Here is a 24194-nt window from a genome sequence, read left to right as displayed (position 1 = left end):
ATCATGGATCGGAAAGTTGACGGGACGCTTCCCTCGGTGGCGGAGGAACCGCTCCTGCCGGTAAGGATGCTGAACGAATACGCCTACTGCCCGCGGCTCGCGTACCTGGAGTGGGTGCAGGGGGAATTCACGGACAGCGCCGACACGGTCGAGGGGCGGTTCCACCACCGGCGGGTGGACCGGGGTCCACGGCGGAGGAGCTCTCAGGACGAGGGGGAGGTCGCCGGCGAGGACGAGGTCGTGCATCAGCGGTCCGTCTGGCTGTCGTCGGACCGCCTCGGCATCACGGCCAAGATAGATGTGGTCGAGGGCGTCGGGACCAGCGTCGCGCCCGTGGACTACAAGCGCGGCAAGCGGCCGCACGTGGAGAAGGGCGCGTGGGAGCCCGAGCGCGTGCAGCTCTGCGCGCAGGGGCTGATCCTGCGCGACAACGGCTTCGAGTGCGACGGCGGGTTCCTGTACTTCGTCGGCTCGCGCGAGCGGGTGGCCGTCGCCTTCGATCCGGAGTTGATCGAGCGGACCCTCGCGCTCATCGCCGAGATGCGGCGGCTCGCGCGGGGCGGGGACTTGCCCCCGCCGCTGGTGGACAGTCCCAAGTGCCCGCGCTGCTCCCTCGTGAGCATCTGTCTGCCGGACGAGGTCGGCTGGCTGCGGGTGGATCGGCGTCGGGACGCCGAGGCGGTTCGTAAACTCTTGCCGGCCCGCGATGACGCGCTGCCGCTGTATGTGCAGCACCCGGGTGCCCGCGTGACGAAGGACGGGGAGTGTCTCCGGGTGCTGGACCATGACACCCTGCTGGCCGAGGCCCGAATCGTCGAAACTTCCCATCTGGTCCTGTTCGGCTCGGTCCAGGTCAGCACCCAGGCGGTGCAGGAGCTCTGCAAGCGGACGATCCCGATCTCGTACCTGTCCAGCGGCGGCTGGTTCTACGGGCTGACGGTCGGGATGGCGCACAAGAACGTGGACCTGCGGCGGCGGCAGTATGCCGCGGCGGGCGATCCGGTGCGGTGCCTGAGCCTGGCCCGCCGATTCGTGCAGGCCAAGATCGCCAATTGCCGCACCTTTCTGCGGCGGAACCACGCGGCCGCGCCCGACGGCGTGCTCCAGGACCTGAAGGGCGATCATCAGCGTGCGGGCGCGGTGGAATCCCTGGAGGCACTGCTTGGCGTCGAGGGCACGGCGGCGCGACGCTACTTCGCGGAATTCGCCGGGCTGTTCAAGGGCGGCGATGAGATGCCCTTCGATTTCGAGGGCCGCAACCGGCGCCCGCCGCGCGATCCGATCAACGCCATGCTCTCGCTGGCCTACGCGCTGCTCGTGCGGGAATGGACGACGACGCTCCATGCGGTGGGCCTCGACCCCTACCTGGGGTTCTATCACCAGCCGCGCTACGGCCGGCCGGCGCTGGCCCTCGACCTGATGGAAGAATTCCGTCCCCTGATCGCGGATTCCGTGGTCGTGACGGCCGTCAACAACGGGGAGGTTCGGCCGACCGACTTCATCCAGCGGATGGGCGCCGCGGCGCTCACGGCCGAGGGACGCCAGCGGTTCATCCAGACGTACGAGCGCCGGATGGGCCAGGAGATCGCTCATCCCGTGTTCGGCTACCAGATCAGCTACCGGCGGGTCCTGGAGGTGCAGGCGCGGCTCCTGGGCCGGTATCTGCTGGGCGAGATTCCGGACTATCCGGCCTTTCTCACGCGGTGACCCATGCGGCGGCTCTACATCGTGACCTACGACATCTGCGACCCCAAGCGGCTGCGGCGGGTATTCAAGACGATGAAGGGGTTTGGCGTGCATCTCCAGCTCTCGGTCTTTCAATGCGACCTGCCGGCCGTTGATCTGGTGAGAATGCGCGAGGCACTTGAGGAGATCATCAACCATGCCGAGGACCAGGTTCTGATCGTGGACTTGGGGCCGACCGAAGGCCGGCCCATCAAGAGCATCGCCGCGCTCGGCCGGGGCTATGAGCCGACCGAGCGCCGAGCGGTGGTCGTCTAAGCGGCGCTGCCGGCTGCCGCGCGAGCGGTGCCGTGCCCATTCAGACCGTCGCGGCGCTCGCGGGGCCGGAAGGCCTTGCGTGGGAAAGGAAATTCAAGAAGAAGGGAGGTGAGGACAACGATCCTGATGGTGCGACCTGACGAGGAAAAGCGACCCGCTCGCAATCAAGGCTGGATTGCCGGGCCAGTACGTCGGTTGCGAGGCACCTGATTCCACGGCTCCGATGCCGTGGCCCCATTGAAGCGAGTGGCTGGCGAACAGCTACCCGACCATCTCAGCACGATTCCACGGCTCCGATGCCGTGGCCCCATTGAAGCGGCAGGCGCGGATTCCGACCCGCTATCTCGGATGCCGGATTCCACGGCTCCGATGCCGTGGCCCCATTGAAGCCTCTACTATGTCTGGCCTGAGCAGGTGGAGCCGTCCAGATTCCACGGCTCCGATGCCGTGGCCCCATTGAAGCGGGGTGGGCTTGGCAAGCTGGGCCTCCAGGCCATCCGCGATTCCACGGCTCCGATGCCGTGGCCCCATTGAAGCCGCAGCCGCGGCTTGGTCGCCGTCGCCGTGTCGGCGATTCCACGGCTCTGATTCCACGGCTCCGATGCCGTGGCCCCATTGAAGCGTGGTGTTGGCGACCAGGAGCTAAGCCGCAGGAAGGATTCCACGGCTCCGATGCCGTGGCCCCATTGAAGCTCCTCGGCGAGCTGCCGCGCGCGCGCCCGCATCGTGGATTCCACGGCTCCGATGCCGTGGCCCCATTGAAGCGTGAATTTCTCATAGTTGCCGGCAGGATGCTGCGGGATTCCACGGCTCCGATGCCGTGGCCCCATTGAAGCGGGAACCCCGCCGGGTTCAACCGGCGGATGAAGTACCGCGATTCCACGGCTCCGATGCCGTGGCCCCATTGAAGCATGGCGGGCACCACGGCCCCCCAAGTGGGGGCAAAGGGATTCCACGGCTCCGATGCCGTGGCCCCATTGAAGCGGCCTAGGGGCGGCGCGCGTCACGAGCCGGACGGTGGATTCCACGGCTCCGATGCCGTGGCCCCATTGAAGCCTGAGCGCATCGTCGTCGTCAGGGAGGGCGCACGTCTGATTCCACGGCTCCGATGCCGTGGCCCCATTGAAGCCGCCAGCCCCCCAGGCCTGCTGGATCCGCCCGGCGGCGCCGTCGCCTTCTGCTCCAGGTCCTGGACGCGTTGGCCGAAGGACTGGATGACGGCCGTGCCGTCGTCCTTCACCGTGAGGCTAATTTGGATGGCCACCGCTTAGCTCCGCTCGCCGCCCGCCGCGCGTGGTGGTACAATAGGTCCTGTGCTGCGCCCCGCCCTGACACTCGTGCTCCTGCCGGTCCCCTTCGCGGCGCTGCTGTTCCCGCTCGCCTGGTTGCGGGCAGCCCTGCGGCCAGGGGCACCCTGGTACCGCACCTGGCCCTTCGCCCTCTGGGCCATCCTCACGCTCCCCGGCGTCTTCGTGCTCGCGATCCTGCTGCTGCTCTCACCGGAGTCCTTCCGGTAGCGGCCAGAGCTGCGCGCAGCGCAGCAGCCGCTGCCGGAGGCCCTCCGCCGCCTCGGCCGAGAGCTCGAGATCGAGCAGCTCCCACGTCGTCCGGGCCCCCAGGCGCTGGAGCGAGCCCCACACGTCCAGCGCCAGCCGATTGTCCGGCGAGAGGTCGGGGCAGGGCTCGCGGGCCTGGCATTGGAAAGCACGGTCGGTCTCCTCACACAGCGCCCGGCACTGCTCACAGCTCAGGCCCGGGTTGGCCCGCTGCCACTCGGCGCAGGCGACGAGGGCGTCGAGGTCGGCGGCGAGCCCGGCACCAAAGGGTCGGGGCCCTCGTTCACCGCGTCGAGCAGCTGGCTCATCACTGAATCAGGGAGATGCGCGATCAGGCTCCGGTCGTACCCCGTCGGCACGCCGTCCACCTCGATCGCATCCCAGCCCACGATGCAGGCCTCCAGCTTCGCCACCGCATAGAGCAGGGCCTCGAACCGCCCCTTGTGGGTGTGCGCGTGCCGGAGCCGTTGGTCCTCCTGCGGCGACAGCCGCCGCAGGGTGAAGGTGGTCCCCTCGATCGTGACCGGGAAGGGCCGGCCCGGAGGGGTGATCCGAATCGCCATGCGTCTCCTCCTCAGACGTTCAGGACGGTCAGCTCACACTCGTCCTGGACGGCCGCAGCCCGTTCGTCGCGCCGTTCCTGAAGCAGCGGAGCGTCACCTGTTGGCTGTAACGGCGCCGCGTTGCCCGTCTCGATCGCCACGGCCCCGCCGTTCTCTAACGGCTCGAGGATCTGCCGCTGACCCGACACCGGTTGGGCATCCAGCGGCCGCGTCAGCTTGAGCTGCCAGGCATCCAGCGACCAGTGATCGCCCGCCACCAGCGCATCGGCCTGGTCGCCCACCCAGCAGGCCGTCAGGTCCTTGTGTAGGATGAAGGTCCGGTCCCGCTTGAGTCCGGCCAGGCGCGCCGCCGTGTTCGTCGGGGAGAGGTCTTCGTCATAGCCGACCAGGTCATAGGTGGCCCGTAGGCCGTCCGCCGGGGCACTGCGCCACCCAGCTCTCGCGCGTGAGGTTCCGGTACACATGGCCCCAGGCCTGCCCGAACGCCTGCTCCAAGATTCCACCGTTCTGGCGGAAGCCGGAATCCAGGACCGACTCCCACAGACCCGGCCTGGGCCCCGGCTTTCGCCGGGGCGACGGGACTGGGTGGCGTCCGGCGGGGTGACGGCGCAAGGTGGCCGTGTGTCAGGGGTCACGGAGAGCGGGGCCTGCGCCTGTGCGGAGCATGGTCGTAGGGGAAGGCCTTGTCCGGCGCTCCCGCGGGTGCATCCCCGGGCGATTCTGCTACCATGCCGCCCGATGGTGCGCCCTCGCCGGCCCAGATGGGCTCCGGGAGCGGGGACAACCGATGGAGAGACGCAGGAGTCGAGAGAGGCCGGCCGGTCCCCGCGAAGGGAGGGAGTGTCGTGGCGGCGCGGGTCAGGCGAGCGGCGTGAGCTCGGCGACGATGGCTGCGACCTGCCGGCTGAGGATGCGGCGGGGCCTCGTGCCGTCCAGCACGTAGTCGGCCAGCTTGACCTTCCGCGCCAGCGGCATCTGGGCGCGGAGGCGGCGCAGCGCCTCGGCCCGGCTGAAGCCGTTGCGCTTCAGGAGGCGCGCGATCTGGGTGTCGCGGTCGGCCGCCACGACGATGGTCCGGTCCATCCGTTTCTGCACGCCCGCCTCGAAGAGGAGCGGCGCATCGTAGACGATCAGGGCGCGCCGGTCCTGCGCGGCGATCTCCCTCGTCAGCCTGGCCTGCTCGCGCGCCACGCGCGGATGGACGATGGCGTTGAGCCGCGCGAGCGCGGCGCGGTCGCGGAAGACGAGGCGGGCGAGCGCGGCGCGGTCGAGGGTGCGGTCGGGCCGGAGGACCTTCCTGCCGAAGGTCCGCACGATGTCCCGCCACGCGGGCGTGCCGGGCTGGACGACCTGGCGGGCCAGCTCGTCCGCGTCGATGACGCGGGCTCCGCGGGCCCGGAACATCCGCGCGACCGTGCTCTTGCCCGTCGCGAGTCCGCCGGTCACCCCGATCAGCAACATGCGCCGGAGGATAGCACGGGCCCCCCCCGACCCTCAAGGCACGGCGTTGACAGCGCGCCCGCGTTCCCTGTATCACGCTCTGCATGCGACAGCGAGTTCCCAAGACGCCGGCGGCGGCCTGTGTCCTGTTCGCCCTGGGCTGGGTCGGGGTCGGCTGGGCTGTGTCGCCGGGCGACCGGCCGGTCGCGACCGGGCCGCGCACCCTCGTCGTCGCCCCGGACGGGAGCGGGCAGTTCACCTCCATTCAGGAGGCGATCGACGCGGCCGGCGCCGGCGACACGATCCGGGTCGCGGCGGGCGTCTATCCCGAGGACGTGACGATCCACAGCAAGGAGCGCCTCAAGCTGGTCGGCGCGGGCCGGGATCTGGTCACGATCCTGGGGCGCGAGCGGGTCGGGGTCTTTCACATCGGCAAGTGGCCCTACGGGGCGACGGACATCGAGATCAGCGGCCTGACGATCAACGAGCACGGCGGCCACGCGCTGGGCATCTTCAACGGCCGGCGCATCCTCCTGCGCGACGTGCGGGTGAAGGGCATGGTCTTCGCCCAGCAGGTGCAGGAGGTTCGCATCGAGCGGAGCGAGATCGGCGGCAGCGAGACGACCGGCCTCCAGTTCGCGGACTCGCAGGCGGCGCTCGTCGAGAACCTGATCCACGACAACGACCACGGCGTGACGGTCGCGGGGAAGTCCGAGGTGCGGCTGGAGCGCAACGTCATCACGCGCAACCTGTTCGAGGGGGTGGTGGTGACCGACGGCGCGCGCGCGACGCTCGTGAGCAACACGATCGTCAAGAACGGCGGCGGCGTCGCCATCCTCGGCCGGGCCCGCGCCGAGGTGTCGGGCAACATCGTGGGGCTGAACCGCGTCGGATTGGTCGTCGCGCCGGGGGGGCGGCCGGTGCTCTCTTTCAACGCCCTCTACAACAGCGAGGGCGACTACATGGCCGAGGGCCAGCCCCGGCTGCCGGCCCCGGCGCTCAAGGCCGAGTCGGACCTCCGTGCCGACCCCCGCTTCGTCGACGAGGCCCGCGACGATTTTCGCCTGCGGGCCGACAGCCCGCTGGTCCGCCTCGGGGGCTTTGCCTATCTCGGGGCCTTGGCGCCGGTGGGCGGCCCGCCGTAGGGCGACCGGCCGACCGCGCGCGTCTCCGCCGCGCCCGGTCCTCTCCCTGCAATTCCAGGCACTTCCGTCGTGAGCCGGCGTCCCGGACAACCTGTGTTATGATGAACCCGCAGCCCACAAATTCCGGGCCGAGAGCCCGGGGGAGAGCCGGGAACATGGCCAGTTTTCGTTCCGAGCACGAGAAGGTCGAGCCGCAGGGGTTTCCGCCGCTGGAAGACCTCGAAGCGGGCCGGCCCGTCGGCGCCATCCTCTCCATGTCCGAGGATGCGCAGGTGGCGCTGCGCGACAGCATCGAGCTCATCGACTTCCTGATGAATCAGGAAGAGGTCACCTGGAATTGACCGGGCCGAGCGCCCTCTCCGTCCCGCCCGCCGCCGCGAGCGTTCACCGAACAGCCCGATAGTCCGGTAAGGTTCCGGCCGCCGGTCCGACCGATGGACGGCTCGCGGGGCCGCATCGTCCGGCCTCGCCTGTGCTATCCTGGCGGAACGGATGGTCCTGACCGATGGCTTGCGCCGACGTGACGGAGTGAGGGTGGACGCGACAGGGTGCCGGACGCTCGATCGTGCGCTCGGCCTGGAATGGCTGGAGGCGAACGGCCTGGGCGGGTTCGCCTCCGGGACGGTCGCCGGGCCGAACACGCGGCGCTACCACGCGCTGCTCCTCGTCGCCCGCCGCCCGCCCGTGGATCGGGTGGTTCTCGTCAATCACCTGGAAGAATCGCTCTACGTCGAGGGCACGGTCCATCCCCTCTCGACCAACCTCTATCCCGGCGTGGTCCATCCAGACGGCTTCACCCGCTGCGTCGGGTTCACCGACGAGCCCTGGCCGACTTGGACCTACGAGGCCGGTGGTTTCCGCCTGCGGCGGGAGCTGTTCGGCGTCCGGGGGCGCGATCTGCTCGTCGTCCGGTGGACGGTGCTGGAGGGCGCAGGCGCGCCGGCGACGCTCGCGGTCCGTCCCATGCTCACCGGGCGCGACCACCATGCCCTGCATCGGGAGAATCCCGCGCTGCGGCCGGAGGCCGAGGTGCGGGAGGGCGCCGTCCTCTGGCAGCCCTATGCCGACCTGCCCGCCGTCCGCGCGCTCCACGACGGCACCTATCGCCACGAGCCGGACTGGTACCGGCGCGTCCAATATCCGATCGAGCAGGAGCGGGGCCTGGACGGCGAGGAGGACTGGTGGTCGCCGGGGGAGATCGCCTTCGACCTGGCGGCCGGGCGGAGCGGCTGCCTCGCCCTCACGACCGAGCCGCTGGGGACGGTTGATGCGGACGCGCTCGCCCGGGCCGAGCGGCGCCGGCGCGCCCAAGTCGCCGGCGCGGCGCCGGGCGACGATCCTCTAATCCTGGCCCTCCGGCGCGCGTCCGAGGCCTTCATCGCGGCGAGGGGCGAAGGACGGACCGTCGTGGCCGGCTATCCCTGGTTCACCGACTGGGGGCGGGACACCTTCATCGCCCTCCCGGGGCTCTGCTTGGTGACCGGCCGCTTCGACGTGGCCCGCGGGATCATCGAGGCCTTCGCGCCCCACGTCCGCGCGGGGCTCGTGCCGAACCGCTTTCCCGACGCGGGCGAGCGGCCGGAGTACAACACGATCGACGCCTCGCTCTGGTTCATCCAGGCGACGGGCCGGTACCTGGCCTACACGGGCGACGTCGCCCTGGTCGAGCGGGTGGCCTGGCCCGCGATCCGCGCGATCCTGGACGGCTACCGTAAGGGGACGGTGTACGGCATCCGCGTGGAGGGGGACGGGCTGGTCGCCGGCGGCGCGCCGGGTGTCCAGCTCACGTGGATGGACGCGAAGGTGGGCGACTGGGTGGTCACGCCGCGGCGCGGCAAGCCGGTGGAGATCCAGGCCCTCTGGGTCCATGCCCTGCGGGTGGGGGAGGCATTGGCCGCGCGGTTCGGGGACCGGGGCTATGGCGAGGAGTGCGCGGCGGATCGGGCGCGGGCCGCCCGGGCGTTCCGCGAGCGCTTCTGGTACGAGCCGGGCGGCTATCTCTACGACGTCGTGGACGGGGAGGGGGGCGACGACCCCGCGCTCCGGCCGAATCAGATTTACGCGGTGGCGCTCGGCGACGACCTGCTCGATCCGGCCCGGGCGCGGCGGGTGGTGCAGGTCGTGGAGGAGCGGCTCCTCACGCCGGTCGGGCTGAGGACGCTCGCGCCGGACCATCCCGACTATCGGCCGCGGTACGAGGGCGGGGTGCCGGAGCGGGACGGGGCGTACCACCAGGGCACGGTCTGGCCCTTTTTGCTCGGGCCCTTCGTGACGGCCTGGGTCACGGTACAGGGCGCCACCCCCGAGGCGCGGCGGCGGGCCCGGCGGTTCTTCGACGGACTGGAGCGACACCTCGCCGAGGCCTGCCTGGGTCAGGTGTCGGAGATCTTCGACGCGGAGCCGCCCCACCGGCCGCGCGGCTGCCCCGCCCAGGCCTGGTCGGTCGCCGAGCCGCTGCGCGCGCTGATCGAGGATGTCCGGGCGGCCGGGCCGCCGTCCGCCTGGCACTGAACGCCATGGCCCGCTTCATGCTCACCTGCGCCGAGGCCACGAGGCTCCTGTCGGATGCGCTCGATCGGCCGCTGCCCCTGGGCAGGCGGCTGGGGCTGAGGCTGCACCTGCTGGTCTGCCGCTGGTGCGACCGCTACGGGCGGCAGCTTCGGTTCATCCGGGACGCGCTCCGGCGCCGGGCGGAGCCGCCCGACTTGACCGGCGACGCTCTGTCCCCCGAGGCGAGGGAGCACCTGCGCCGGTGCCTGGAGGTCAATCTCTTCGGCCGGTCGCCGGCCTGAAGGGCCACCCGCGCACGGCCTACCGCCCCGCCTCGGGAGCGCCGGGCCGCCCGCTGTAAGGATTTCCTCCGCCCGCCGACTCCCGATCACGCGCGGGCCTGCCGGCCCGGAAAATTGACAGGGAGGGGCGAGGTCGCCATGATACCGGGACGGACCGCCATGCAGGCATCCCTCGACACAGAGGCCGGTGCGGGCTCATCGAGCCGCGGCAAGCTGATCGTGCTGGCGCTCTTCGCCCTCGCGATCGCGTCCTTCCTGTACTTCGACGTCGGCCGGTTCCTGTCGCTGGACGCGCTCAAGGCCAACCGGGACGGCCTCCTGGCCTTCACCGAGGACCATTACGGCGCGGCGGTCGGCCTCTTCATCGCCGCCTATATCGCGGTGACGGCGGCCTCGCTGCCCGGCGCGGTGATCCTGACCCTCGCCGGCGGCTTCCTGTTCGGCAGCCTTCTCGGGACGCTGTACGTGAACCTGGGCGCGACGACCGGCGCGACGCTCGCCTTCCTCGCCTCCCGCTACCTCCTGCGCGACTGGGTGGAGCGTAAGTTCGGCTGGTGGCTCGGGCCGATGCAGGAGGGGCTGGCGAAGAACGCCTTCTCCTACCTGATGACGCTGCGGCTGATCCCGATCTTTCCCTTCTTCGGCGTCAACGCGCTGTGCGGGCTGACGCGCATCCCCCTCGGCACCTACGTGGCGGCGACGGCGATCGGGATCATCCCGGGCAGTTTCGTCTACGCGTACGCGGGCCGGCAACTGGGGACGATCAATTCCTTGAAGGAGATCGCCTCGCCCAACGTCCTGCTGGCCTTCACGCTGCTGGGCCTGCTGGCGCTCGCGCCGATCCTCTACCGCAAGCTGCGGCCGGCGGCCTGAGGCGATGGCAGGGAGCGACCCCATGGAGCGGCTGACCGTCCTCCCCGACGACGAGCACAACCGGGCGCTGGTCGAGAACGTCCATCCGACGGGCTGGGTGAACCCGGAGCCGCGCGGCCGGTACAACCTCGTCGTGATCGGGGCGGGGACGGCGGGCCTGGTCACGGCGGCGGTCGGGGCGGTGCTCGGCGCACGGGTGGCCCTGATCGAGCGGCACCTGATGGGCGGCGACTGCCTGAACGTCGGCTGCGTCCCCTCCAAGGGCCTCATCCGCGCCTCGCGGGCCTGGGCGGACCTGCGCCGGGCGGAAGAGTTCGGCGTCCACCTCCCGCCCGGCGCCAAGCCGGACTTCGCCGCGGCCATGGCACGGATGCGGCGGCTGCGCGCCCGGCTCAGCCGCACGGACTCCGCCCATCGGTTCACGGCGCTCGGCGTGGACGTCTTCATCGGGGACGCGCGGTTCACCGGACCGGATGCCGTTCAGGTGGGAGACAAGATCCTCCGCTTCGCGAAGGCCGTGGTCTGCACGGGCGCGAGGGCTGCGGCGCCGCCGATCCCCGGCCTGGCGGAGGCGGGCTACCTGACGAACGAAACGGTCTTCTCGCTCACCGAGCTGCCGGCGCGGCTGGCCGTGATCGGCGCCGGGCCGATCGGCTGCGAGCTGGCCCAGGCCTTCGCCCGGTTCGGCAGCCGCGTGCACCTCATCGAGGCGCTGCACGGCATCCTGCCGAACGAGGACCGCGACGCCGCAGAGCTGCTAAAGGCCTCCCTGGCCCGCGACGGCGTCACACTGCGCTGCTGCGGCAAGGACCTGAGGGTCGGCCGGACCGAGGGCGGCAAGCGGCTCGCCGTGGAGTCGCACGGGCAGCGGTACGACCTCACGGTGGACGAGATCCTCGTCGGCGCCGGCCGCATCCCGAACACCGAGGGGCTGGGGCTGGAGGCCGCCGGCGTCGCCTACGACAAGGCCGGCGTCACGGTGAACGCCCGGCTGCAGACGACCAACCCGCGCATCTACGCCGCCGGCGACGTCTGCTCGAAGTACAAGTTCACGCACGCGGCCGACGCGATGGCGCAGATCGTCGTCCAGAACGCGCTGTTCCCCCATCCCCTCGGCCTCGGGTACGCGAGCGCCGAATCGCTCGTCGTGCCCTGGTGCACCTTCACGGAGCCGGAGGTCGCGCACGTGGGGCTGTACGAGGCGGAGGCGAAGGCCCGGGGCATCGAGGTGGACACCGTCACCGTCCTGCTGGACGAGGTGGATCGGGCGGTCCTGGACGGGGAGGAGGAGGGCTTCGCGCGGGTGCACGTCAAGCGGGGCACCGACAGAGTCCTCGGCGCGACGATCGTCGCCGCCCACGCGGGCGACCTGATCAACGAATTCACGCTGGTCATGAAGGCCGGGCTGGGGCTCGGGGCCATCTGCGGGACGATCCATCCCTACCCGACGCAGGCGGAGGTCGTGAAGAAGGCGGCGAACGCCTGGCGCAAGACGACCTTCACCGAGGGCAAGAAACGGCTCTTGACGAGGCTGTTCGCATGGATGCGCTGAGCGGGGCGCGACGGGTCGCGCTGCTCGGGCTGGTGCTCCTCGGTCCGCCGCCCGCGGCGGCGGGCGACGCGGGCCCGATGCTCACCGTCGGCGCCTTCTCCGCCGCCGCAGAAGGCCAAGCCCTGCCCGACGGCTGGCGGCCCCTCACCTTCAAGAAGGTGGAGCGGCACACGAGCTATGCGCTGGTCAAGGACGGGGAGACGGTCGTCGTCAAGGCGGTGAGCGCCGCCGCCGCGTCGGGGATCGTCAAGCCGGTTCGGATCGACCTCAAGGAATACCCGGTCGTCCGCTGGCGCTGGAAGGTCGCCAACCTCCTGAAGAAGAGCGACGTCGCGCGGAAGGATGGCGACGACTATCCGGCCCGCCTCTACATCACGTTCGAGTACGACCCCGACAAGGTCAGCTTCTCCCGGCGGGCCAAGTACCAGGCCGGTCGGCTCCTGTTCGGCGACATCCCCATCGGCGCGCTCAATTACATCTGGGACAGCCGGGCCCCGCTCGGCGCGATCGTCGACAACGCCTACACCGACTTCGCCAAGATGATCGTCGTCCGGAGCGGGAGCGCGGGCGTCGGGACCTGGGTGGAGGAGCAGCGCAACGTCTACGAGGACTACAAGAAGGCCTTCGACGAGGAGCCGCCGCTCGTCTCCGGCGTGGCGATCATGACCGACACGGACAACACCGGGGAGTCCGCGACCGCCTACTACGGCGACATCGTCTTTCTCCGGGCCCCGACGCTGGGGCAGGGACGATGACGAGGCGGCTCGCCATGTTGATCGCGTCGCTGGCGCTGGCCGGCTGTTCGGCCGTGCCGCGGACCTTCCACCCTGCCGAGCCCCTCGCGCCGGCCGAGTTTTCCCACCGGCTCTTCGACGGGGTGCTGCGCGACCACGTGGCCCGGGGTGTCGTGGACTATCCGGCGATCGCCGCGGATCGCCGGCTCGACGAGTACCTGCGGCTGGTGGACCGCGTCGATCCCAACGCCCTGCCGACGAGGGCGGAGCGGCTGGCCTTCTGGATCAACGCCTACAACGCCTTCGCCATCCGGGGTATCCTGGACGGCGGCTCGCTGCGGACGCTGATCGGCCGGTATCGGGACTTCATCGGACGGGCCTACCGGGTCGGCGGCCAACCCCTGAACCTCTACGACCTGGAGCAGAAGCTCCTGATCCCCGACTTCCGCGAGCCGCGCATCCATTTCGCGATCGTCTGCGCGTCGCGGTCCTGTCCCGCGCTGCGGGCCGAGGTCTACGGGGCCGACCGGCTGGAGGAGCAGTTGGAGGCCGCCGCCGTGGCCTTCATCAACGATCCGGAGCGGAACCGCTTCGACCGGACGGCGAAGGTGGCCTCCCTCTCGATGATCTTCAAGTGGTTCGAGGAGGACTTCGCCGTGCGGGGCGGCTCGCGGCTCGGCTACGTCAAGCGGTACGTGGCCGACCCGGACCTGGCCGCCGAGCTGGACGAGGCGCGGTGGCGGGTGGAGTTCCTGCCCTACGACTGGAGCCTGAACGGGACGCCGCCGGAGGAGGGCTATGCTGGTTCGACCTGACGAGCAGGCGCCGATCGCGAACCTCCTGCGGTTCCTCGAGCAGGGCGAGCGGCTCGCCCACGACTGCGCCTTGGCCCAGGCGGCACTCGCGCCGGAGCCGCGCGACGCGCGATTCCTGCTCAGCCAGGCGAGGCAGGAGGCGGGCCACGCCTGGTCTTCCGCGGCGCCATCGCCTGGCTGGCGCCGCGCCGGCTCGGCGCCTGTCCGCTGCTGCCGCCGCTGGAGCGGTACCGGCGGCTCATCGAGGAGGCCCTGGTCCGTCGGGACTTCACGGAAACCCTGCTGGCGGAGCAGATCATTCTAGAGGGGATCGGCGAGACGATCCTCTCGCGTATCGAGGCGGGGCTGGCCAGGCGCGGCGCTCCCTTCGCCCGGTTGCGCCGCCTGTTGCTCCAGCAAGAAGAAGCCCACCACGGGTTCGGCCGACGCGGCCTGGCCCAGGCCATCGCCGGGGCGACGGGCCAAGGGAACGTCCGCCGGGGCGACGAGAGAGTTCGTCATTCCGGCAGTCCGTCATTCCGGCGGAAGCCGGAATCCAGAATTGGGCCTGGGCCCCGGCGTCCGCCGGGGCGACGGGCCATGGGAACGTTCGCCGGGGCGACGGGCTAAGGGAACGTCCGCCCCGGGACCCGGGAAGGCTGTGACCACCTGCGCCTCCACGGCCGACCCGCCCGTCCTCCGCTTGCAATCGCCGTCCCGCCTGCGTAGGCTGTGGCCGAACGGCCGGGGAACGTACCGACCATCGGCTCGCGCAGGGGCTGCCGGAAGAGACGGAAATCAAGGTCGTCGTCGAGCCGATCTCATGCGCCGACCTGGCGGTGCCGGCAAGGCGGCAATGTGGCGTGCGTCCGTCGCAGGGCAATCGGTCGCGCAACGTCGAGGCCCCGGCCCTCCGTGAGGCCATCGGCAAGGTCGTTCGGCGGCTGGTGAGGGGCTGATCCGATGGCGCATCAGCATGCGGAGTTGGCCGCAGGCCGGTGGTACGGGCTGTCGCTGGTCGAGCAGCTCGCCAACGTCGGCAGCGAGGTGGCCCGGATTCGGCGGTGGAAAGACCGGGACCCCCGGCTCTGCCAGAACGCCTTCGTTCGGGCACTGGAGCTTCTGGACCTGACGATCGGCGACCGGCGGTGGACGGGCCGCCGGAAGGAGCTGACGCGCGCGCACGAGTTCCTGTACGACACCATGCTCGGCGGAAAGGAGTACGGGAGCGACTTGGAGAGCCTGGATCGCTACTTTTTCGCCTTTGCCGTCGCGGCCCGGGCCGGCCACTGACCGCCGCGGCCCGGCGCCGGCCGCCCCGTCCGGCATTCTCTCCCGATGGACCTCATCACCACCCATCTGAACGCGGACTTCGACGGCCTCGCCTCTATGGTCGCCGCGCGGAAGCTCTACCCCGGCGCGGTGCTGGCCCTGCCGGGCGGCGCGCAGGACTCCGTGCGCGGGTTCCTCGCTGTGCACGACCTCGGCCTCGCCCGGTCCAAGGACGTGGACCTGGACCGCGTCACGCGCCTGATCCTCGTGGACACGGACGATCCGGAGCGGATCGGGCCGTTCAAGGCCCTGACCGAGCGTCCCGGCATCGCCCTGCACATTTTCGACCACCATCCGACCGAGGGGCCGACCGGGCGGCCGACCGGCGGATCGGCCGAGGCGGGGGCCGGGCCGGGCCGCAGGGCCGTGCTCCACGTGGCCGAGCCCGTGGGCGCGACCACGACCATCCTGATCGAGCGGCTGCGCGCGGAGCGGATCGCGGCGACCCCCTTCGAGGCGACGGTGTTCGCGCTGGGGCTCTACGAGGAGACCGGCTCGCTGGCCTACGTCTCGACGACGCCGCGGGACCTGGAGGCCGCCGCCTGGGCGCTGGCCTCGGGCGCGGACCTCAACATGGTCGGCGAGGTGCTGCGCCGGCACCTGGACCCCGAGCAGGTGTCGCTGCTGAACGAGCTGCTCCAGGCGAGCGAGCTGCTCTACCTGGAGGGCTTAAAGGTGCTGCTCACCTCCACGGCGTCGGATCGCTACCACGGCGACCTGGCCGGCCTCGTCCACCAGTTGGCGGAGATGGAAGGGCTGGATGCGGTCGTCGCCGCCTTCGCGATGAAGGACAAGGTGGAGATCATCGCGCGCAGCCGGCGGCCCGAGCTCGACGTGGGCGAGCTGGCGCGGGAGTTCGGCGGCGGCGGCCATGCGGTCGCGGCGGCGGCGACGGTCAAGGGCCGGACCGTGCCGGAGGTGCGGGAGCGCCTGCGGGGCTGGCTGGTCGAGCGCCGTCGGCCCGCCCTCTTCGCGCGCGACGTGATGACCAGGCCGGTCAAGGCCGTTCCCTGGGGCGCCACGGTGGCCGAGGTCGAGCGCCGGATGACGACCGCCGGCGTGAACGTCCTGCCCGTCCTCGACGGGCGGGACCGCTACCAGGGCCTGATCACGCGGGAGCTGGTCCAGAAGGCGCTGTTCCACGGCTTCGGCGACAAGCCCGTCCGGCTCTTCCTCCAGCCGGACCAGTACACGGCGGCGCCGGAGACGCCCTTTCGCGAGGTCGAGGTCCGCATGATCGAGCGGAACCAGCGCTTCGTGCCGGTGCTGGAGGGCGGCAAGGTCGTCGGCGTCATCACGCGCACCGACCTGCTGCGGGCCCTGCACGAGGACGTGGTGTCCGCCGCGCGGGCCCGGGCCAAGGGCGAGCCGCCGCCGCCCTCGGCCGTGCGGCGCAACCTCCGGGCGCTGATGCGGGCCAAGCTGCCGGAGCGGGTCGTCCGGCTGCTGGAGGACGCCGGCCGGCTGGCGGACGAGGCCGGGCTCTCGGCCTACGCGGTCGGCGGGTTCGTCCGGGACCTCCTCCTCGGGTCTCCGAACCTGGACGTGGACCTCGTGGTCGAGGGGGACGGGATCGCCTTCGCACGGGCGCTGGCGCGGCGGGAGGGGGCGCGCGTGCACGCGCACGAGCGGTTCGGGACGGCGGTCCTGGCCTTTCCCGACGGCTTCAAGCTGGACGTGGCGACCGCGCGCACCGAGTACTACGAGTATCCGACGGCGCTGCCGACCGTCGAGCAGAGCTCGATCAAGAAGGACCTCTACCGGCGCGACTTCACCATCAACACGCTGGCGATCCGGCTGAACGCGAAGGGCTTCGGCGAGCTGATCGACTTCTACGGCGGCCAGCGCGACCTCAACGAGGGGGCGATCCGCGTCCTGCACAGCCTGAGCTTCATCGAGGACCCGACCCGCGTCTTCCGGGCCATCCGCTTCGAGCAGCGGTTCGGCTTCCGGCTCGGCAAGGAAACGCTCGCGCTGATCAAGGGCGCGGCGGCCATGGACCTTTTCCATCGTCTGTCCGGCGACCGGCTGCGGGAGGAGCTGGTGCTGCTCTGCTCGGAGGAGCAGCCGGCCAAGGCGCTGGCCCGGCTGGGGGAGCTGGGCCTGCTCCGGTTCATCCATCCGGGGATCAAGTGGTCCGCCAAGCTCGCCGCGCGGCTCAAGGCCGTGGAGGAGGTGCTGGCCTGGCACCGGGTGGCGTCGCTGGCGTGGCGATCTGGGACGGACCGCGGAGGGGAATCTCCGGGGGTGGACACCTGGCTGGTCTGGTTCCTCGCGTTGCTGGACGGGTTGCCGGACAAGGCGGTCGGCGAGGTCCTGAAGCGGCTGGCGTTGGCCGAGCGCCAGGCGGCCAAGGTGCGCGCCGCGCAGGAGGCGCCGCAGCATCAGCTTCGCGACCTGGCCCGCCGCCCGTCCGCCGCGCCGGCCGAGGTCGTGCGCGCGTTGAAGGACCTGCCGGAGGAGGCGCTGCTCTTCCTCATGGCCAAGACCGGCTCCGCGACGCTCAAGGGCCGGATCACCGCCTACCTGAGCGACTACCGCCGCCTCAAGCCCGCGTTGACGGGCAAGGACCTCAAGGCCATGGGCTTGAAGCCCGGGCCCCAGTACCGGCGCATCCTCGACGCGCTCGCCGCCGCCCGCGTCAACGGCGAGGTCCGGACGCCGGACGAGGAGCGCGCCCTCGTCCGCCGGATCGCGGGGAGCTGAGCGAGCCGCGGCCCTGCGATGACCGCGCGATGCCCTGGGGAGAGGAGCCGCCGTCCGCTGCAGGGGCCCGGTCGGAGGCGGGCCCCGCAGGACGGTCGGATCAGGCAGCCTTGGGCTGCGACCGGTCCAGCGACCGGTGACCGGCCGGCAACCGCCCGTCGGAAGCGGCGGACATGGTGGTGGATGGTGAGTGGACGGTCGAGATGCCGGTCATGAGGACCGCCGCCACTGCGAGCAAGACGAGCGTCGCATCAACCACCGAGCTCAGATCCATCATCACGTTCACCTCCTTCCCTGTTTGAGAGGCCGTCCCGGCGCCGCGGGCCGGTCCTCGCCGGTTGATCAGCCGTGCACCGGAATCCGGTGAACCCGCTCACGGGCCTCCGGGAGGCGCGGGATGCGCACGGTCAGGAGCCCGTGCGTGCACGAGGCCTTGGCCCCCGAGACATCCAGCCCCTCGGGCAGCCAGACCGTCCTGCTCATCGCGCCGTACCGGTGCTCCCGGTACCCGCCGTTGCCGGATCGAGACTCCCGCTCGGCGCGGATGTGCAGCGCGCCGTCGCGGAAGGTCACGTCCAGCTCCTTCGGGTCGATCCCCGGGACCTCCACGCGCACGATCACCTCGTCGGCCTGCTCTTCGATGTCGCCTCCCGACCACCAGGCCCGCTCGGGCCACCAGGGGCTGTCGAAACCGGACCAGAAGAACCGGTCGAAGAGGCGATTGATGTCGTCCCGCAGCGTGACGACCTCGTGGGTGTCCACGGGCCTGCGCCGCCACGGGATCATCTCCTTCATCTTCGTCAGCAGTTCCATCGTGATCCCTCCTTTCCTTCATCCGTCGGGGAGCCGGCCGGTGGACGCACGAACCGGCTCGCTCGCGCCGACGGTTGCTCAATAAGCATTCCCCCTCGCTCCGTCAAGGCGGTCCGCCCGCGCCGCCTCCGGGCGACGCGGGGTTGACTCGCGCTCGGCGGGGATTATGGAAGTCGAGCGGCGCGCGCATCCCCGCCCGGGGGCGCGGCGCCGACGTCGGGCGGCGACGATGATGTCGAGAGTGATCAGAGGAGGTGAAGCCTATGGTTCCCGTGATTGCGCTGTTGAGCCTGATGGGGCTGACCTGGGCCGCGGCCGTCTGGGCCACCTTCGAGGAGGATCACGCGGAGGAGGCGGACGGGGCTCGGCAGGCCCCGCGCCGGAAAGTCGCGTGACGGCGTCGGCCGGCCATGCGAAGCGCGGGTCGGGATGGCGGTCGGCGGCGAGCGCGGCGCAGAAGCGATCCACCGTGCGCTCGAACGGGAAGCGGGCGCGGTCTTCGCGCGAAGCGGCCGGGGCTGCCTCCGATAGCTCCTCGTCGGTCCCGCGACGCTGCGTCGCGATGAGGCAATCGAGCGGCGCGAGAAGGCGGATTCTCAGCCCCCGCTCCCCCAGGAGGGCGGTCGCGCGGCAGCTCCATGAACGGCCGGTACAGCCGATCGTCAAGGCGGCGGCCGATCACTCCGGCAGGGGCCGGCCGCGGGTCTCCGGCGCGAAGGGCAGGACGGCGAGGCCGAGGAGGTAGATCAGCGCGACGGCGCTGGCGGCGCGGCCGAAGGTGCCGAGTCCCGCGACGAGGAAGCCGGTCAGGAAGGGGCCGATGGAGGCGAGCACGCGCCCCGCGTTGAAGCAGAAGCCCGCCCCGGTGGCCCGCAGCCGCGTCGGGTACAGCTCGGGCAGGTAGATGGGAAAACCGCTGAAGATGCCGTTGTTGAAGAAGCCGAGCAGGGGCAGCAGCAGGAGCACGTGCCCGTAGGAGTGCGGGGCCAGGAAGGTCAGCGGTACCATCACGAGGCTGCCCGCGCACATCAGTGCGAAGACGGACCGGCGGCCGAAGCGGTCGGCCAGCGGGCCGAAGCAGAGGTAGCCGGCGACCGCGCCGAGGTTCAGCGCCATGATGGCGAAGCTCACCGACTCGGCGAGGGCCACCTTGTCCGCGCCGCGCAGGTCCGGCAGCGCGCCGATCAGCGTCGGCGTCCAGTTGGTCGCGCCCCAGAGCCCGAAGACCGCGACGAAGGCGAGGGCCGAGCCGACCATCGTCGGCCGCCGCAGGTCGCCCTGGAAGAGGGCGGGGAGCTTGATCCGGCTCCCGCCGGCCCTGAGGTCCTGCTCGTGCGCCTGCACCCAGCGCTCCGGCTCCTTGACCCAGAGCCGGACCAGGAGCGCGACGAGCGCGGGCGCGATCCCGACGAGGAACAGCACCCGCCAGCCGTAGCCCTTGAGCGCGAGGTTCACCGCGGCGGCGAGGAAGAAGCCCGCCGCCCAGGCCGACTGGAGGATGCCCGCGGCCTTCGAGCGCTTCTCCTCCGGCCAGACCTCCGCGACGATCGCCGCGCCCGCCGCCCATTCCCCGCCGATGCCGAAGGCGGTCAGGAACCGGTAGAGCGCCAGATGCCACCAGTCCTGCGCGAGCGCGGCCATCCCGGTGAAGATCGCGTAGATGAGGATCGTCGCGATGAGCGTCTTGGTCCGCCCGAAGTAGTCCGCGAGGACGCCGAACAGCACCCCGCCGATCGCCCAGCCCGCCAGGAAGATGGACAGGATGATCCCGCCGTACCAGCCGATCTCGTCGGCGCCCACCGGCCCGCCGCCCCGCCCGCTCAGCAATTCCTCCAGCGCGGGGTGCAGGACGATGGCATAGATGGTCGCGTCCATCGAATCGAAGACCCAGCCGAGCCAGGCCACGAACAGGACGAGCCACTGGTAGGGGGTGACGCCCTCGCGCCAGGACCGTGCCGCCGGGGATGCCGTCATGCGTCGTCTCGCTGAAGGGTGGACCGCCGGAGCCGAGGGCCTTCCCTTAGCAGGAATCCTGCGCGCGCGTCAACGGCGGGACCCGCCGCCGCGCGGTTGCGGGACGGCCGACCCGATGCTATAGTCCGCGCCATGTCGCGGCTCGACTACTATGCCGTGCTCGGCGTGGACCGGCACGCGTCCGACGACGAGATCAAGAAGGCCTACCGCCGGCTCGTCTTCAAGTACCATCCGGACCGCAACCCCGGCAGCAGGGAGGCGGAGGCGCGCATCCGGGAGATCAACGCCGCCTGGGAGGTCCTGGGCGATCCGGACACCAGGCGGTCTTTCGAGCGGCTGGAGCGCGGGCTCTACCATGAATACCGGCCGGAGCCGCCGGACCCCGCCGTCGTCCTCGCGGAGATGGAGCGCCGGCTGGCCGACGAGGCCAGGCGGGAGGTCTTCACCCTCGTCATGAAGGACACGGGCCGGATCAAGGCCGAGTTGGCGCTCATCCGCGAGCGGACCGTCGCCAGCCAGGGCTACGACAGCTTCCGGGAGGCGATCGTCTTCGCGCGGGGCGCCGAGGTGCTGGCCGAGCTGCTCGGCGCCGAGGCCGAGGCGCGGATGGGGAAGCTGGTGACCGTCGCGCTCAAGATCCTCATCGCCCAGGGCGCGGTGAAGGGCGAGGACGAGCGGGCGGTCCGGGAGATGGCCGAGCACCTGCGCGACACCTGCCGGCGCGGCCGGCTCGCCGGCTTCCGGGACGCGCTGGAGCTGTTCTACGTGCGGCGGTGAGGGGAGGGGGGTGAGCGGTCGAGGATGGAGTCATAAGTTGCGGAGAGGGCCGGCGACGAACCGTCCGCCCTGCATGACGCCGGCGATCCGGTCCCGGTCCCGCAGCAGCTCGATCCGCTCCAGCGGGTTCCCCTTGACGAGCAATAGGTCCGCCAGTCGGCCCGCCTCGACGGTGCCCAGCTCGTCCGCGAGCCCCAGCAGCCGCGCCGCCGCGCTCGTGGCCGCGCAGATGGCCTCCATGGGGCTCAGGCCCAGCGCCACCAGCCGTTCGAGCTCCTGCGCGTTCTCCCCGTGATGGTTGGCGGGCGTGCCCGCGTCCGTGCCCAGCGCGATCGGGATGCCCGAGCGGTGGGCGAGCTTGACGCTGGCCTCGTGCCGGGCCCGGATGGCCTTGGCCTTGTCCACGGCCTCGACGGGAATCCCGCAGACCGCCCCCTGCTCGACGGTCATGGCCAGGGCCGAGAGGGTCGGCACGAGAAACACGCCCTGTTCCCGCATCAACGCCGCGGCTTCGTCGTCGAGCAGAGTGCCGTGCTCGATGGAGTGGACCCCGGCCCGGACCGCGTTCTTCATCCCCTCGGCGCCGTGGGCGTGGGCGGCCACGCGCCGCCCGGCGCGCCCCGCCTCCGCCACGCCGGCGGCCAATTCCTCCTGCGTCATCTGCGGCCGGTCGGGGGACGTGCCGGGGGTCAGGACCCCGCCGGAGGCGATGAGCTTGATCAGGTCCGCCCCGGCCGCCACCTGCTCGCGGACCGCCTTGACGACTTCCACGGGACCGTCGGCCTCGCGCCCGATGAAGCGGGCGTGCCCGCCCGTCATGCAGATGACCCGGCCGGCCGCGAGGATGCGGGGGCCGGACGTCAGCCCCTCGGCGATCGCCCGCTTCAGCGCGATGATGCCGTCGTCCCGGGCGCCGAGGTCGCGCACGGTGGTGAAGCCCGCCTCCAGCGTGAGCCGGGCGAAGCGGGCCGCCTTCAAGAGGGTGAAGGCCGGCGGCTCGGCCGCGATCGTAGCCACCACGTCCGGCTCGGCGCCCAGGCAGAGGTGGACGTGGCAGTCGATGAGGCCGGGGAGGATCGTGAAGCCCGACGCATCCACCTCCGTCGCGTCCTCGAGGCGGGCGACGTCCGAGTCCGGTCCGACCGCCGCGATCCGCCCGTCCTCGACCAGCACGGTCGCGCGGTCGAGGACGAGCCCGCGCCCGTTGATCACGCGGGCGTGTCTCAAGGTCCAGCGCATGTCGTCGCCCTCGCCGCGGCGCGGCTCACTGCCCGACGGGGATGGAGATCACGATCCCGCCCATCACGTCGTTCAGCTTGAAGTCGCGCCGCGGGCTGTTCATGTGGGAGTTGTGGCAGTCGATGCAGGCGTGGCTGATGGCGACGTCCGCGTAGACGGCCTGGAAGTAACGGTCCCGTCCGATGCGGACGAACCCCGTGTAGGGGCGGGTCGGGTTCTTCGCCACGGCCTCGAGCCCCTGCCGCTCGAACTCGGTGGCTGGCGCGTTCCAGACGTAGATCGGCCAGAGGCTCGCCAGGCGGAACTTGATGCCGCTGCCCTTCTCCGCCACGAGACGGCCGCTGTCCATCAGGAACTGGGCGGGCAGGGGGAGGGCGTTCTGCTGCCGCCAGTGCTCGGCGGCGACGACGATTCCCTTCTCCTGCATCTTGTCCACGACGTTCTTCGTGTAGACCGTCCGGCTGGCCTCGATCACCGCGTGGACGTACTCCGCCACCCGCTCCGGCGGGAGCGTGGCCTCCTTGTCCTCCTCCGTCTGGAGGGAGGACAGCCCCCAGTAGGCCAGCGCGCCCAGCGCCACCAGCACGATCGCGCCCACTCCTCCCAAGGCGATGCGCGTGCCCCTCGTCATGCCCCTCCTTTTCCGGCGGGCTCCTCCCGCCCGGCATAGACTCGCGCGGCTGCCTCCAGCGCGACGCCCGGCCGCGTCGGGCGGCCCCGCCGCGCCAGGAGCCGCTCCAGCGCCCCCAGCAGCGCGAGCACGTTGGGGGCGGTGCTCGACTCGCCCATCAGGCCGATGCGCCAGACCCTTCCCTGGAGCGGCCCGAGCCCGCCGCCGATCTCGATCCCGAACTCGCGCAGCAGCTCCGCGCGGACTTCCGCTTCCGCGACCCCGGGCGGCACCGTCACGCAGGTCAGGCTCGGCAGCCGGACCGCCTCGTCGGGCAGCGGCGCCAGGCCCAGCGCGCCGAGCCCCGCGACCAGCGCCGCGCCGTGCAGCCGGTGGCGGGCGAAGCGGGCTTCCAGCCCCTCCTCCAGCACCAGCCGCAACGCCTCGTGCAGCGCGTAGAGCATCGAGATCGGTGCCGTGTGGTGGTAGGCCCGCCGCGACTCGGCCCAGTAGTCCGCGATGAGCGAGAAGTCCAGGTACCAGCTCCGGCAGGGCGACTTCCGGGCGCGGATCGCCGCGAGCGCGCGGTCGCTCACCGTCACGGGCGCGAGGCCGGGCGGACAACTCAGGCATTTTTGCGTGCCGCTGTAGCAGACGTCGAGTCCCCACCCGTCCACCTCGACGGGCAGCCCGCCGAGCGAGGTGACCGCGTCCACGACCAGGAGCGCGCCGTGTCGGCGGCACAGGTCGGCGAGCCCCTCCAGCGGCTGGCGGACGCCGGTGGAGGTCTCCGCGTGGACGAGCGCGACCGCCTTCACGGGTCCCGCGTCGTCCAGGGCCTCCGCGATCGCGGCCGGCTCGATCGGCCGGCCCCAGGGCGCCTCGACCCGCACGGGCCGTCCGCCGCACCGCTCGACGACCGCCGCCATACGCGCGCCGAACACGCCGTTCACGCCGACGAGCACCGCGTCGCCGGGCTCGATCAGGTTCGCCAGCGACGCCTCCATCCCCGCCGAGCCGGTGCCCGAGACGGCGATGGTCAAGGCGTGGCGCGTCCGGAACACCAGGCGCAGCATCTCCTGGACCTCGGTCATCACGCGCAGGAACTCCGGGTCGAGGTGTCCCAGCAGCGGACAGGCCATCGCCCGCAGGACCCGGGGATGGACCTGGCTGGGCCCCGGTCCCAACAGGAGCCGGGCGGGGGGAGCGAGCTCGCCGAACGAGGGACCCATCATGTCTCTCCGGAAGGGCCGCGCGGTCTGGCGGCGCGCGCGTCCGGGCCGCCGGCCGGAA

At 71.5% G+C, this 24194-nt stretch carries 24 protein-coding genes, 1 pseudogene and 1 CRISPR repeat array; of the genes and pseudogenes, 15 read left to right on the top strand and 10 right to left on the bottom strand.

Annotated features, from left to right (window positions below; all coding sequences use genetic code 11):
* Window positions 1-3: 3 nt before the first annotated feature.
* The 3 genes from cas4g/cas1g to AC1U7O_RS16490 all read left to right on the top strand — a co-directional run bounded on the left by cas4g/cas1g (window position 4) and on the right by AC1U7O_RS16490 (window position 3518).
* Window positions 4-1707 (top strand): CRISPR-associated endonuclease Cas4g/Cas1g, encoded by a 1704-nt coding sequence (gene cas4g/cas1g, locus AC1U7O_RS16500; RefSeq protein ID WP_479895990.1) that lies wholly within the window; start codon window positions 4-6, stop codon window positions 1705-1707.
* Between the two features lie 3 nt (window positions 1708-1710).
* A complete protein-coding gene (cas2, locus tag AC1U7O_RS16495) occupies window positions 1711-2001 on the top strand; it encodes a CRISPR-associated endonuclease Cas2 (RefSeq protein WP_479895989.1) in 291 nt (96 codons plus the stop codon).
* Between the two features lie 208 nt (window positions 2002-2209).
* Window positions 2210-3130: a CRISPR direct-repeat array (repeat unit 36 nt; unit sequence GATTCCACGGCTCCGATGCCGTGGCCCCATTGAAGC).
* Window positions 3131-3314: 184 nt separating this feature from the next.
* Window positions 3315-3518, top strand: coding sequence for a hypothetical protein (locus tag AC1U7O_RS16490; protein ID WP_479895988.1), 204 nt, complete (start codon window positions 3315-3317; stop codon window positions 3516-3518).
* Here AC1U7O_RS16490 and AC1U7O_RS16485 read toward each other — a convergent pair.
* From AC1U7O_RS16485 to coaE, 4 genes are all read right to left on the bottom strand, one after another.
* Complete coding sequence (locus AC1U7O_RS16485) at window positions 3498-3641, bottom strand: hypothetical protein (protein ID WP_479895987.1); 144 nt, start codon at window positions 3639-3641, stop codon at window positions 3498-3500. The genes AC1U7O_RS16490 and AC1U7O_RS16485 overlap by 21 nt on opposite strands.
* A 107-nt stretch (window positions 3642-3748) precedes the next feature.
* Window positions 3749-4120, bottom strand: coding sequence for a hypothetical protein (locus AC1U7O_RS16480; RefSeq protein ID WP_479895986.1), 372 nt, complete (start codon window positions 4118-4120; stop codon window positions 3749-3751).
* Between the two features lie 11 nt (window positions 4121-4131).
* Window positions 4132-4584: a hypothetical protein gene (locus AC1U7O_RS16475; RefSeq protein ID WP_479895985.1), complete on the bottom strand. Its 453-nt coding sequence runs from the start codon at window positions 4582-4584 to the stop codon at window positions 4132-4134.
* A 394-nt stretch (window positions 4585-4978) separates the two neighbouring features.
* Window positions 4979-5581 (bottom strand): dephospho-CoA kinase, encoded by a 603-nt coding sequence (gene coaE, locus AC1U7O_RS16470; RefSeq protein WP_479895984.1) that lies wholly within the window; start codon window positions 5579-5581, stop codon window positions 4979-4981.
* An 83-nt stretch (window positions 5582-5664) separates the two neighbouring features.
* Between coaE and AC1U7O_RS16465 the strand changes: the two genes are divergently transcribed.
* The 10 genes from AC1U7O_RS16465 (at window position 5665) to AC1U7O_RS16420 (ending at window position 17488) form a co-directional block, all read left to right on the top strand.
* Window positions 5665-6705: a right-handed parallel beta-helix repeat-containing protein gene (locus AC1U7O_RS16465; RefSeq protein ID WP_479895983.1), complete on the top strand. Its 1041-nt coding sequence runs from the start codon at window positions 5665-5667 to the stop codon at window positions 6703-6705.
* 155 nt (window positions 6706-6860) lie between these two features.
* Window positions 6861-7046 (top strand): hypothetical protein, encoded by a 186-nt coding sequence (locus AC1U7O_RS16460; protein ID WP_479895982.1) that lies wholly within the window; start codon window positions 6861-6863, stop codon window positions 7044-7046.
* A gap of 193 nt (window positions 7047-7239) precedes the next feature.
* Window positions 7240-9216, top strand: a complete 1977-nt coding sequence (locus tag AC1U7O_RS16455) for an amylo-alpha-1,6-glucosidase (protein ID WP_479895981.1) — start codon at window positions 7240-7242, stop codon at window positions 9214-9216.
* Between the two features lie 5 nt (window positions 9217-9221).
* Entirely contained in the window at window positions 9222-9497 is a 276-nt protein-coding gene (locus tag AC1U7O_RS16450) for an anti-sigma factor family protein (RefSeq protein WP_479895980.1), read from the top strand.
* Window positions 9498-9656: 159 nt separating this feature from the next.
* Window positions 9657-10370, top strand: coding sequence for a TVP38/TMEM64 family protein (locus tag AC1U7O_RS16445; RefSeq protein ID WP_479895979.1), 714 nt, complete (start codon window positions 9657-9659; stop codon window positions 10368-10370).
* 22 nt (window positions 10371-10392) lie between these two features.
* Window positions 10393-11922, top strand: coding sequence for a mercuric reductase (locus AC1U7O_RS16440; RefSeq protein ID WP_479895978.1), 1530 nt, complete (start codon window positions 10393-10395; stop codon window positions 11920-11922).
* Entirely contained in the window at window positions 11910-12677 is a 768-nt protein-coding gene (locus AC1U7O_RS16435) for a DUF3047 domain-containing protein (RefSeq protein WP_479895977.1), read from the top strand. Before AC1U7O_RS16440 ends, AC1U7O_RS16435 begins: the two co-directional genes overlap by 13 nt.
* 14 nt (window positions 12678-12691) lie before the next feature.
* Window positions 12692-13471: a DUF547 domain-containing protein gene (locus tag AC1U7O_RS16430; protein WP_479895976.1), complete on the top strand. Its 780-nt coding sequence runs from the start codon at window positions 12692-12694 to the stop codon at window positions 13469-13471.
* 942 nt (window positions 13472-14413) lie between these two features.
* Complete coding sequence (locus AC1U7O_RS16425) at window positions 14414-14743, top strand: hypothetical protein (RefSeq protein WP_479895975.1); 330 nt, start codon at window positions 14414-14416, stop codon at window positions 14741-14743.
* 45 nt (window positions 14744-14788) lie between these two features.
* Entirely contained in the window at window positions 14789-17488 is a 2700-nt protein-coding gene (locus AC1U7O_RS16420; RefSeq protein WP_479895974.1) for a CBS domain-containing protein, read from the top strand.
* Window positions 17489-17588: 100 nt separating this feature from the next.
* Here the strand turns inward: AC1U7O_RS16420 and AC1U7O_RS16415 are convergent, their stop codons facing one another.
* Window positions 17589-17765 carry a hypothetical protein gene (locus AC1U7O_RS16415; protein WP_479895973.1) on the bottom strand — a complete coding sequence of 59 codons (177 nt, stop codon included), beginning with the start codon at window positions 17763-17765 and terminating at the stop codon, window positions 17589-17591.
* 65 nt (window positions 17766-17830) lie between these two features.
* Window positions 17831-18301 (bottom strand): Hsp20/alpha crystallin family protein, encoded by a 471-nt coding sequence (locus AC1U7O_RS16410; protein WP_479895972.1) that lies wholly within the window; start codon window positions 18299-18301, stop codon window positions 17831-17833.
* Between the two features lie 263 nt (window positions 18302-18564).
* Here AC1U7O_RS16410 and AC1U7O_RS16405 point away from each other — a divergent pair, with 263 nt between their 5' ends.
* Window positions 18565-18696, top strand: coding sequence for a hypothetical protein (locus tag AC1U7O_RS16405; protein WP_479895971.1), 132 nt, complete (start codon window positions 18565-18567; stop codon window positions 18694-18696).
* A 283-nt stretch (window positions 18697-18979) separates the two neighbouring features.
* On the opposite strand, the gene AC1U7O_RS16400 is transcribed toward AC1U7O_RS16405, so the two are convergent.
* Window positions 18980-20275 carry an MFS transporter gene (locus tag AC1U7O_RS16400; RefSeq protein ID WP_479895970.1) on the bottom strand — a complete coding sequence of 432 codons (1296 nt, stop codon included), beginning with the start codon at window positions 20273-20275 and terminating at the stop codon, window positions 18980-18982.
* A gap of 132 nt (window positions 20276-20407) precedes the next feature.
* Here AC1U7O_RS16400 and AC1U7O_RS16395 point away from each other — a divergent pair.
* Window positions 20408-20647 (top strand): annotated as a pseudogene (locus tag AC1U7O_RS16395) (DnaJ domain-containing protein); the annotation flags it as partial.
* Window positions 20648-21082: 435 nt separating this feature from the next.
* On the opposite strand, the gene AC1U7O_RS16390 reads toward AC1U7O_RS16395, so the two are convergent.
* The 3 genes from AC1U7O_RS16390 to AC1U7O_RS16380 are packed head-to-tail and all read right to left on the bottom strand — an operon-like array spanning window position 21083 to window position 24136.
* Complete coding sequence (locus tag AC1U7O_RS16390) at window positions 21083-22291, bottom strand: metal-dependent hydrolase family protein (RefSeq protein ID WP_479895969.1); 1209 nt, start codon at window positions 22289-22291, stop codon at window positions 21083-21085.
* A gap of 25 nt (window positions 22292-22316) precedes the next feature.
* Window positions 22317-22922, bottom strand: a complete 606-nt coding sequence (locus tag AC1U7O_RS16385) for a Tll0287-like domain-containing protein (RefSeq protein ID WP_479895968.1) — start codon at window positions 22920-22922, stop codon at window positions 22317-22319.
* Window positions 22919-24136 carry a pyridoxal-phosphate-dependent aminotransferase family protein gene (locus AC1U7O_RS16380; RefSeq protein ID WP_479895967.1) on the bottom strand — a complete coding sequence of 406 codons (1218 nt, stop codon included), beginning with the start codon at window positions 24134-24136 and terminating at the stop codon, window positions 22919-22921. Before AC1U7O_RS16380 ends, AC1U7O_RS16385 begins: the two co-directional genes overlap by 4 nt.
* Window positions 24137-24194: the final 58 nt, after the last annotated feature.

The organism is Candidatus Nitrospira neuquenensis (assembly GCF_979578155.1).
The sequence above is the reverse complement of the archived record's forward strand: the minus strand, read 5'-3'. Positions and strand labels throughout refer to the sequence as shown.

Bases quoted from the DNA above. Each gene is read 5' to 3' on its own strand.
- AC1U7O_RS16425 (WP_479895975.1), top strand. From the start codon at position 14,414: ATGGCGCATCAGCATGCGGAGTTGGCCGCAGGCCGGTGGTACGGGCTG.
- AC1U7O_RS16450 (WP_479895980.1), top strand. From the start codon at position 9,222: ATGGCCCGCTTCATGCTCACCTGCGCCGAGGCCACGAGGCTCCTGTCG.
- AC1U7O_RS16385 (WP_479895968.1), bottom strand. From the start codon at position 22,922: ATGACGAGGGGCACGCGCATCGCCTTGGGAGGAGTGGGCGCGATCGTG.
- AC1U7O_RS16410 (WP_479895972.1), bottom strand. From the start codon at position 18,301: ATGGAACTGCTGACGAAGATGAAGGAGATGATCCCGTGGCGGCGCAGG.
- cas4g/cas1g (WP_479895990.1), top strand. From the start codon at position 4: ATGGATCGGAAAGTTGACGGGACGCTTCCCTCGGTGGCGGAGGAACCG.
- AC1U7O_RS16480 (WP_479895986.1), bottom strand. From the start codon at position 4,120: ATGGCGATTCGGATCACCCCTCCGGGCCGGCCCTTCCCGGTCACGATC.
- AC1U7O_RS16445 (WP_479895979.1), top strand. From the start codon at position 9,657: ATGCAGGCATCCCTCGACACAGAGGCCGGTGCGGGCTCATCGAGCCGC.
- AC1U7O_RS16405 (WP_479895971.1), top strand. From the start codon at position 18,565: ATGGTTCCCGTGATTGCGCTGTTGAGCCTGATGGGGCTGACCTGGGCC.
- AC1U7O_RS16420 (WP_479895974.1), top strand. From the start codon at position 14,789: ATGGACCTCATCACCACCCATCTGAACGCGGACTTCGACGGCCTCGCC.
- AC1U7O_RS16460 (WP_479895982.1), top strand. From the start codon at position 6,861: ATGGCCAGTTTTCGTTCCGAGCACGAGAAGGTCGAGCCGCAGGGGTTT.
- coaE (WP_479895984.1), bottom strand. From the start codon at position 5,581: ATGTTGCTGATCGGGGTGACCGGCGGACTCGCGACGGGCAAGAGCACG.
- AC1U7O_RS16430 (WP_479895976.1), top strand. From the start codon at position 12,692: ATGTTGATCGCGTCGCTGGCGCTGGCCGGCTGTTCGGCCGTGCCGCGG.
- AC1U7O_RS16440 (WP_479895978.1), top strand. From the start codon at position 10,393: ATGGAGCGGCTGACCGTCCTCCCCGACGACGAGCACAACCGGGCGCTG.
- cas2 (WP_479895989.1), top strand. From the start codon at position 1,711: ATGCGGCGGCTCTACATCGTGACCTACGACATCTGCGACCCCAAGCGG.
- AC1U7O_RS16400 (WP_479895970.1), bottom strand. From the start codon at position 20,275: ATGACGGCATCCCCGGCGGCACGGTCCTGGCGCGAGGGCGTCACCCCC.
- AC1U7O_RS16435 (WP_479895977.1), top strand. From the start codon at position 11,910: ATGGATGCGCTGAGCGGGGCGCGACGGGTCGCGCTGCTCGGGCTGGTG.
- AC1U7O_RS16475 (WP_479895985.1), bottom strand. From the start codon at position 4,584: ATGTGTACCGGAACCTCACGCGCGAGAGCTGGGTGGCGCAGTGCCCCG.
- AC1U7O_RS16380 (WP_479895967.1), bottom strand. From the start codon at position 24,136: ATGATGGGTCCCTCGTTCGGCGAGCTCGCTCCCCCCGCCCGGCTCCTG.
- AC1U7O_RS16415 (WP_479895973.1), bottom strand. From the start codon at position 17,765: ATGATGGATCTGAGCTCGGTGGTTGATGCGACGCTCGTCTTGCTCGCA.
- AC1U7O_RS16390 (WP_479895969.1), bottom strand. From the start codon at position 22,291: ATGCGCTGGACCTTGAGACACGCCCGCGTGATCAACGGGCGCGGGCTC.
- AC1U7O_RS16465 (WP_479895983.1), top strand. From the start codon at position 5,665: ATGCGACAGCGAGTTCCCAAGACGCCGGCGGCGGCCTGTGTCCTGTTC.